Raw genomic sequence first — 963 nt, 5'->3', positions numbered from 1 at the left:
CTGGCTGCGCGAGAGCGCCCCGCAGGCCCTGCCGCGGGTGCGGCTGGACCCCGCCGACCCGGGCGACGGGCACCCCGGGGCCCGCCGCGAGGGGCGGCGGGTGGACGGCACGGGCGTCGTGCCGGCGCAGTCGCGCGCCGGGCGGGGCGCACCTCGGCCGTGAGCCGGCTGTGAGCCGGGTGTCAACCGGGTGTGAGGCAGGTCTCACCGCGTTCGCGCTTGAGTGCCCCGGTGAACCAGCCCGATGGACAGGCACGTGCTTGCTTACACCTTCATCGACTTCCTCGGCCTCACCGCCGCCGCCATCGGCGTCGTCACCGGCGTCCCCCAGGTCCTGCGGCTGCTGCGCAACCCCGACGCCTCCGGCGTCTCCGCCGCCTCCAGCCTGCTCGGCGTGCTCTCGTCGGGCTCCTGGCTGCTCTACGGGCTGCTGCTGCTCGACCCCGCCCAGCTCGTCGCCAACGTGCCGGGCCTGGCCGCGGCGCTGGTCACGGCGGTGCTGGCCTACCACCGCCTCGGCGCCCGCCAGCTGCACGGCCAGCTGCTGACCGCCGGCTACGCCGCGCTGCTCGCCGGGGTGTGGGTGCTGGCCGGGGCCTCCGGGGTGGGGGCGGCCGCCACGGTCGTCTCGCTGGTGAAGATGGCCCCGCAGATCCGCCTGGTGCTGCGCGGCGGGTCGCTGGCCGGCCTGGCACCGGCCACGTTCGCGCTGGCCACCGCCGCCGCCGTGCTGTGGACGGTCTACGGCGCGGCGCAGGGTCAGGTCTCGGTCGTCGTGTGCTCCGCGCTCAGCGCGCTGATGTCCGGTTTCGTGCTGGTGCGCCGCTGCCCGCCGCGCGTCGTGGTGCGCGCCCTGCACGCCGGCCGCTGGGGCACCCCGGGCCAGCTGCTGGTCCGGCCGGTGCTGGCGCTGCTGCTCAACAGCGTGCTCAGCAAGCGGGTCCGGGTGACGGTGCAGTCGAT

1 protein-coding gene is annotated in these 963 nt (G+C 76.5%); it reads left to right on the top strand.

The genetic code is table 11. From position 1 onward, the window contains the following. Positions 1 to 256 precede the first annotated feature (256 nt). On the top strand, positions 257 to 963 hold a 707-nt coding region (locus ABEB16_RS18975; RefSeq protein WP_345713773.1), incomplete at its 3' end, for a SemiSWEET family transporter.

The sequence above is a fragment of the Kineococcus glutinatus genome (assembly GCF_039542765.1).
Classification (GTDB): Bacteria; Actinomycetota; Actinomycetes; order Actinomycetales; family Kineococcaceae; genus Kineococcus_A; species Kineococcus_A glutinatus.
The sequence above is the reverse complement of the archived record's forward strand: the minus strand, read 5'-3'. Positions and strand labels throughout refer to the sequence as shown.